Raw genomic sequence first — 6,662 nt, forward strand, 5'->3', positions numbered from 1 at the left:
TCCTCGTACACCGTGATCTCGACCGGGATGATGGTGCCGGACTGGTCCTGCGTCTGGGCGTTGAACGCCTGGCAGAACTGCATGATGTTGACGCCCTGGGCGCCGAGGGCCGGGCCGACCGGAGGAGCCGGGTTCGCGGCACCCGCGGGGATCTGCAGCTTGATAAAGCCGGTTTGCTTCTTTTCAGCCATGAGAGCTTCCTTTCAGCTGAGTAAAATCATCTAGACAAATCTATCAACAAAGCGGCATAGGTCGAATGAGAAGCCCCGGTCCACGCGGGCACGCGACGCCGCTTGTGTTCGCACCTTTAAATCTTGGCCACCTGATCGAACGAAAGCTCGACCGGAGTCTCGCGGCCGAAGATGGAGACCATGACCTTCACCTTGCCGGCATCGGGCGACACCTCGGACACCACGCCGTCGAACTCGGCGAGCGGACCCGAGACCACCTTCACCGACTGCCCCACTTCCAGGCTCGACGAAGTCTTCTTCGGAGCCTCGCGGCTCGTGCGCTTCATGATCTTGTTGTACTCGTCGCGCGTGAGCGGCGCAGGGTTGCCGTCGGCACCCACGAACCCCGTCACGCCCGGGGTGTTGCGAACCGCAGCCCAGCTGCGATCGTCCAGCTCCATGCGGACGAGCACGTAGCCCGGGAACACCTTCTTCTCGCTCTCGACGCGACGGCCGCCCTCTTTGATCTCGGTGACCATCTCTGTCGGGATCTCGATACCGAAGACGTTGTTCTCGAGACCCATCGTTTCGATGCGCGTCTCGAGGTTCTTCTTGACCTTGTTCTCGTATCCTGAATACGTGTGCAGGACGTACCACTTCTTCGCCATGCGCTTAGACCCCCAAACCGGAAATTGCAATCAGCAGCGGCGTGATGACGACGTTGTCGAGCACGGCAACGTACACGCCGAAGAACACGAGCGCGACTACCACGACGACGCTCCAGCGCAGGACGTCCTGCTTGGTCGGCCACGTGACGCGCTTGAGCTCCGAGCGAACGTCCTTGAGAAACCCGAAACGACGCTTCTTCGCAGGCTTCTTCTCAGGAGCCTTCTCGACCTTCTTCTCGACGGCTTTCGCAGAGGCCTTCGCCTGCTTGCCGCCGTCCACGGCCGCGTCGCTTTTCTCGGCCTTCTTGAAGAACCGCTTCTTAGGCGCCTCGGTCGCAGCAGCATCGGCCTCGGCGTTCTTGTTCGCCTTGGCAGCGGCCTCTTCCTTCAGCGCCTGCTCCTTGCGGGCTGCGCGTGCGGCAGATGCCTTCGCTCGCTGTGTCTTTGATTTCTTCGCCATCTGATTCCTTAACCGGGGATTCGTATCCGTGTAAACGCCAAACAAGCAGCCTGATCACAAGCTGCTCATCCAAGCAACCTGATGCAAGCTGCTCATATACTCGAGCTGGCAGGCCAGGAGGGACTCGAACCCCCAACATGCGGTTTTGGAGACCGCCGCTCTACCAATTGGAGCTACTGGCCTATGCTCGTGCAAACCTCTGACGCGCTATCGGGTCTCTTTATGCACCGTGTGGCACTTGCACCACTTGCAGTACTTCTTCAACTCGATACGATCAGGATTGTTCTGCTTGTTCTTCTTGGTCGTGTAGTTACGGCGCTTGCACTCCGTGCACGCCAAAGTGACCAACGTACGCATGAATTCTCCTTTATGCCTCAACTGAAACGAGCTTGGATCTCATACACATGAATTTTCATGAGCGGGGCCCGCTTGGAGCGGGCCCCGCCGAATCACGCTAAAACGGTGTTACTTGATGATCTTCGTAACGCGACCGGAGCCGACCGTGCGGCCACCCTCGCGGATAGCGAAGCGCAGGCCCTCTTCCATGGCGATCGGGTGAATGAGCTCGCCCTTGATCTCCACGTTGTCGCCCGGCATGACCATCTCGGTGCCCTCGGGAAGGTGGGCAACACCCGTCACGTCCGTCGTGCGGAAGTAGAACTGCGGACGGTAGCCGTCGAAGAACGGCGTGTGGCGGCCGCCCTCTTCCTTCGTCAGGATGTAGACCTGACCCTCGAACTCGGTGTGCGGGGTCACGCTACCGGGCTTGCAGAGAACCTGGCCGCGAACGATCTCCTCGCGCTTGACACCGCGGAGCAGGCAGCCGATGTTGTCGCCGGCCTGAGCCTCGTCGAGCAGCTTGCGGAACATCTCGATACCGGTGCAGACCGTGTTCTGGGTCTCCTTGATACCGACGATCTCCAGCGGGTCGTTGACATGCAGCGTACCGCGCTCCACACGACCGGTGGCAACGGTGCCACGGCCGGTGATGGTCATCGTGTCCTCGACGGCCATCAGGAACGGCTTGTCGACCATGCGCTCCGGCGTCGGGATGTAGGAGTCGACGGCGTCCATGAGCTCCCAGACCTTCTCCTGCCACTCTTTGTCGCCCTCGAGAGCCTTCAGAGCGGAGCCACGGATGATCGGGGTGTCGTCGCCCGGGAACTCGTAAGAGTCGAGCAGCTCGCGAACTTCCATCTCGACGAGCTCGAGGAGCTCCTCGTCGTCGACCATGTCGCACTTGTTCAGGAAGACCACGATGTAGGGCACGCCGACCTGACGGGCGAGCAGGATGTGCTCGCGGGTCTGGGCCATCGGGCCGTCGGTGGCGGCGATAACGAGGATGGCGCCGTCCATCTGAGCAGCACCCGTGATCATGTTCTTGACGTAGTCAGCGTGACCGGGGCAGTCGACGTGAGCGTAGTGGCGGGAATCCGTCTCGTACTCGATGTGAGCGATGGAGATCGTGATACCGCGCTCGCGCTCCTCGGGAGCCTTGTCGATGTTCTCGAACGCCGTGAAGTCGGCACGAGCGGAGCCGTGCGAGCCGTCGTTCTCGGACAGCGTCTTGGAAATGGCGGCCGTCAGGGTCGTCTTACCGTGGTCGACGTGGCCGATGGTACCGATGTTAACATGCGGCTTGGAACGCTCGAACTTCTCCTTAGCCATGTTTCATCCTCCTTATAGGATATTTTCGCGAAACGAAAACAAAATAACGACGCGTCCGACAAAGCGGACGCGAAATAATACAATGGTAGCGGTGACTGGATTTGAACCAGTGACGCCACGGGTATGAACCGTGTGCTCTAACCAACTGAGCTACACCGCCAGGTAGCAAAAAATGGAGCCTGCGATCGGACTTGAACCGACGACCTCTTCCTTACCAAGGAAGTGCTCTACCGACTGAGCTACACAGGCGAAAAATGGTGGGCGCGCTAGGATTCGAACCTAGGTAGGCATAGCCAACGGGTTTACAGCCCGTCCCCTTTAGCCACTCGGGCACACGCCCATAATTCGCTGCTTAATTCATGTGTATTTATCAAGCTGCCTGCCGCGCTTTTCGGTGAACCCGAACGCGCGAGCAGGAGAATAATACGCTAGGAACATCGGCGTGTCAACTGTCTACACGCCCCCGGGCGTGTCTCCACGATTCCTCCTTTTCTCGACCTCTCCGCCCAGCGAATCGAGCGACGACCTCGCAGAAGCTCATCGCCCGCCGCCGTCCCGGCGTTCCAAAGTTTCGCGAATCGACAAATACGCTTTCACAAGATCGTCGAGGCGCATGCGCGCGTTCGCAGGACTGGTGGAAGGAAGTCCCGTGTGCGCAAGGCCGGGAAGTTGCGGCGCGCCGAAGCGGCGATAGAGCGCCGTCGCCTTCGAGCCCGTGGTGAACACGGCTTCGAGCGGCGCCGCCTCGGCAATGCGCGAAAGATTGTTCGCAACGGGGTCGACGATGCTCGCATCCGAAGCTCCGACGATAGCGCAGGACGACAGAACGTCCCAAAGAGCGATGCCGTGCGCATAGAGAAACGCCGTGCGTCCCTCGATGCCGAGCGGCTCGGGCTCGTCGAACAGCGCGCCCATCACCTTCCAGAACCGGTTTTGCGGATGCCCGTAGTAGAATCCGATCTCGCGCGATTTCGGAGAAGGCATGGTTCCCAGCACGAGCACGCGCGAATCGACTGCATATATAGGTTCGAGCGGATGCTCGATGCGAACGGCTTCCACGAGCCCTCCCCTATGCGCGGCTGGGCAGCTCGAGCGAAGCCTCGTCCAGCACATGCCCGCGAACGGCGCGCCTGAACTCGTTGAGGAAGTAGCCCTCGGACAAACCGAGCTCGCAATCGAGCGCGTACACGGTCAGCGTGTAGTCGTGCGTCTTGTCAGGCGGGTACGGGCCCGCGTAACGATGGATGATGCGCGGGTCGGTATGGCTGCCTGCCAGAGGCGACCAATCGCTGTTCGAGCCCTGTACGCAAGCCAGCTCGCCCGAGGCGCTGGCGTTCTCGGGAACGAGCGTCGTGTCCGGCGCGATGTCGCACGCAAGCCAATGGATCCAGCAGAAGCCGCCTACGGGGACGGCGTCGTAGTCGAGAAACGTGAGCGCAAGCGAGCGCGCGCCTTCGGGCACGTCGGCGATTTCTATGGGAAACGAGCGGACGGGATGCCCGTCCAGCTGGTACGCTTCGGGGGCGTGCTTGCCGAAGCGATCGGGCAGCAGCCCGTTGTCGAGCTCGACGAATATGCGCATGGTCGATCTCCTTTCGCGCGGAACCAACGGTTGGCACCGTGGTATAGAAGAAGGGAGGGCCGAAGCCCTCCCTTAGTGATCGTATGAAGCCTTAGAACTGCAGCGCGTTCGTGAACTGCGCCCACGACAGCGGATCGGTGTCGCGCACGTACGCGTTGAAGGTGGGAGCGTGCACGTAGTGCGAGCCGCCTGCACTCACCGCGATACCGACGTGACCGTAACGCCACAGCACGTCGCCCGGACGCGCCTCGGAAACCGATACGACGCGCGCGGCTGCCGCGTACTGCGCCTCGCTCTGGTGCGGCAGATACATGCCCACCTGGCGGTACGCCCACGTGACCAAGCCGGAGCAGTCAAAGGAGTCGGGGCCTTCGGCACCCCAGATGTAGGGGCAGCCGATACGGCTCATAGCGTAGCCCACGACCGAGTCGTAGGAACCGACCGGACGGGACGGATACACTACAGAACCGCCACCACCGCCGCCGCCGGACGAACCGCTTCCGCCGCCGGAGCCGGAACCTGAACCGCCGCTAGCGCCGCCACCGCCGCCGCCGGGATTCACCGCCTGCTCCGCCTGGCGCTGACGCTCGGCCTCGGCCGCAGCCTCCGCCGCCGCAGCGGCCGCCGCCGCAGCCTGCTCCTGCTGAAGGAGCTCCTGCGCTTCGGCATCGAGGGAGCTGACCAGCTCGGTAGCCTGGTCGACCTTGGCCTGGACATCGCTTTGGATCTGTTTGGCTTCCGCAGCCTTGGCCGAGGCGATTTGCTCTTGGCGAGCGAATTCGTCCTTGGCAGCCTGCAGCTCTTCGCGCAAGGTCTTCGTCTGGTCGACCATATCGGCGTCGTTCTCGTTCATCTTGTTGAGAAGATCCCAATTCTGGGTGAACTCTTCGAACGAGGCGGCACCCAGGACGAAATCGACGAAGCTCGTGGATCCGTTGCGGTACATGTTGCGGGCACGCGTGCCCAGCTTGTCCTGCAGATCGCTGATCTGGCTGTTAGCGTCGTCGATTTTGGCCTGCTGATCCTCCATCGCCTTCTGCGCGGCATCGCGCTCGTCGAGGGCGGAGTAATAGCTGATTTCGGCAGCCTCGAGATCGGCCTGCAAGCCGATCAGCTGGTTGCGCACCGCATCGGCCTCGGCCTGCTTCTCAGCAGCCGTCTCTGCGAACGCGGTCGTCGGAGCCAGAACGGAAAGGGCGCCGAGCGCGGCCGCGCCGGTGAGGAATGTTCGCCTGCTCAGTCCGATTGTATGCTCGCTCATGTATGAAATCCTCCTAGATTGAGCACGTAGTATGTATGGGCAAAAGCTGAACGCATGATACCACGTTCGCGCCGATGGTCAAAAAAGGTTGTGAACGCGTTTCATAAGCCCAGTTCAAAGCCGCCACATGGGGCGATGTCGAAGTGCCGCAGCCGTATCCTTCACGTCACGAAACCACAAACAAGCCCTCCATCAGGCATGACGGGAAAAAGAGGAGGCCACCAAGTGTTGTGGTGGCCTCCTCTAGATGTTGTGCAACCGTGAACGATCCGACTACTGCACGACCTTTTCGACGGCGGCTCCCCCTTCGTCCATGTAATGGTCGAACTCGTTCGCGACCGCCTCCGACGGGGCGGGCGTGAGCAGCGACACGATGATGATGGCGGCGAACGACAGGACGAACGCGGGGAGCAGCTCGTAGATGCCGAACACGCCGCCGAGAGGCTTGATGAAGTTGTGCCAGACGAGCACCGTGACCGTACCAGTGATCATGCCGGCCAGCGCACCCTGCATGTTGGCGCGGCGCCAATACAAGGCGCACAGGGTGAGCGGGCCGAACGAGGCGCCGAGGCCCGCCCAAGCGTAGGACACCACCCCGAAGATAGAAGAGTTCTCGTCGTACGCCACGATGATGCCGAACATGAACACCGCGATGAGCGTGAGGCGCGCCACGATCATGACCTGGCGGTCGGTGGCGTCTTTCTTGACGACCCCGCGGAAGATGTTCTCAGCCACCGAGGAGCCGGCGATCAGCAGGTACGAGGACGAGGAGCTCATCGACGCCGCGAAGATGCCCGACACCACTACGCCGCACATGAACGGCGGCAAGATCATCTGGGACAGCACGATGAAC

Annotated in this window: 8 protein-coding genes, 4 tRNA genes and 1 pseudogene; all 13 read right to left on the reverse strand. The window is 61.4% G+C overall.

Going from position 1 to position 6,662, the window contains the following annotated elements; all coding sequences use genetic code 11:
- A pseudogene (locus tag ACMO6A_RS03835) lies at positions 1–191 on the reverse strand (50S ribosomal protein L11); the annotation flags it as partial.
- 116 nt (positions 192–307) lie between these two features.
- Complete coding sequence (nusG, locus tag ACMO6A_RS03840; RefSeq protein ID WP_009306289.1) at positions 308–838, reverse strand: transcription termination/antitermination protein NusG; 531 nt, start codon at positions 836–838, stop codon at positions 308–310.
- A gap of 4 nt (positions 839–842) precedes the next feature.
- Positions 843–1,298 carry a preprotein translocase subunit SecE gene (gene secE, locus ACMO6A_RS03845; protein ID WP_009306292.1) on the reverse strand — a complete coding sequence of 152 codons (456 nt, stop codon included), beginning with the start codon at positions 1,296–1,298 and terminating at the stop codon, positions 843–845.
- 106 nt (positions 1,299–1,404) lie between these two features.
- A tRNA-Trp gene (locus ACMO6A_RS03850) sits at positions 1,405–1,481 on the reverse strand.
- Between the two features lie 24 nt (positions 1,482–1,505).
- A complete protein-coding gene (gene rpmG / locus ACMO6A_RS03855; protein WP_009306293.1) occupies positions 1,506–1,655 on the reverse strand; it encodes a 50S ribosomal protein L33 in 150 nt (49 codons plus the stop codon).
- 108 nt (positions 1,656–1,763) lie between these two features.
- Positions 1,764–2,966 (reverse strand): elongation factor Tu, encoded by a 1,203-nt coding sequence (gene tuf, locus ACMO6A_RS03860; protein WP_009306296.1) that lies wholly within the window; start codon positions 2,964–2,966, stop codon positions 1,764–1,766.
- An 83-nt stretch (positions 2,967–3,049) separates the two neighbouring features.
- A tRNA-Met gene (locus ACMO6A_RS03865) sits at positions 3,050–3,126 on the reverse strand.
- Positions 3,127–3,139: 13 nt separating this feature from the next.
- A tRNA-Thr gene (locus tag ACMO6A_RS03870) sits at positions 3,140–3,215 on the reverse strand.
- A gap of 6 nt (positions 3,216–3,221) precedes the next feature.
- Positions 3,222–3,306 (reverse strand) — tRNA-Tyr (locus tag ACMO6A_RS03875).
- 197 nt (positions 3,307–3,503) lie between these two features.
- Positions 3,504–4,025 (reverse strand): DNA-deoxyinosine glycosylase, encoded by a 522-nt coding sequence (locus ACMO6A_RS03880; RefSeq protein WP_009306297.1) that lies wholly within the window; start codon positions 4,023–4,025, stop codon positions 3,504–3,506.
- 10 nt (positions 4,026–4,035) lie between these two features.
- Entirely contained in the window at positions 4,036–4,548 is a 513-nt protein-coding gene (locus tag ACMO6A_RS03885) for a YbhB/YbcL family Raf kinase inhibitor-like protein (RefSeq protein ID WP_009306299.1), read from the reverse strand.
- A 91-nt stretch (positions 4,549–4,639) separates the two neighbouring features.
- Positions 4,640–5,809, reverse strand: coding sequence for a coiled-coil domain-containing protein (locus ACMO6A_RS03890; protein ID WP_009607879.1), 1,170 nt, complete (start codon positions 5,807–5,809; stop codon positions 4,640–4,642).
- A 273-nt stretch (positions 5,810–6,082) separates the two neighbouring features.
- Positions 6,083–6,662 (reverse strand): sodium:solute symporter family transporter (locus ACMO6A_RS03895; protein ID WP_418470808.1); only part of this gene is annotated, 580 nt, incomplete at its 5' end.

Origin of the sequence: Eggerthella sp., from assembly GCF_048329335.1 — a bacterium.
In the GTDB taxonomy this organism is placed as follows: Bacteria; Actinomycetota; Coriobacteriia; order Coriobacteriales; family Eggerthellaceae; genus Eggerthella; species Eggerthella lenta.

Bases quoted from the DNA above. Each gene is read 5' to 3' on its own strand.
- secE (WP_009306292.1), bottom strand. From the start codon at position 1,298: ATGGCGAAGAAATCAAAGACACAGCGAGCGAAGGCATCTGCCGCACGC.
- ACMO6A_RS03885 (WP_009306299.1), bottom strand. From the start codon at position 4,548: ATGCGCATATTCGTCGAGCTCGACAACGGGCTGCTGCCCGATCGCTTC.
- rpmG (WP_009306293.1), bottom strand. From the start codon at position 1,655: ATGCGTACGTTGGTCACTTTGGCGTGCACGGAGTGCAAGCGCCGTAAC.
- ACMO6A_RS03890 (WP_009607879.1), bottom strand. From the start codon at position 5,809: ATGAGCGAGCATACAATCGGACTGAGCAGGCGAACATTCCTCACCGGC.
- tuf (WP_009306296.1), bottom strand. From the start codon at position 2,966: ATGGCTAAGGAGAAGTTCGAGCGTTCCAAGCCGCATGTTAACATCGGT.
- nusG (WP_009306289.1), bottom strand. From the start codon at position 838: ATGGCGAAGAAGTGGTACGTCCTGCACACGTATTCAGGATACGAGAAC.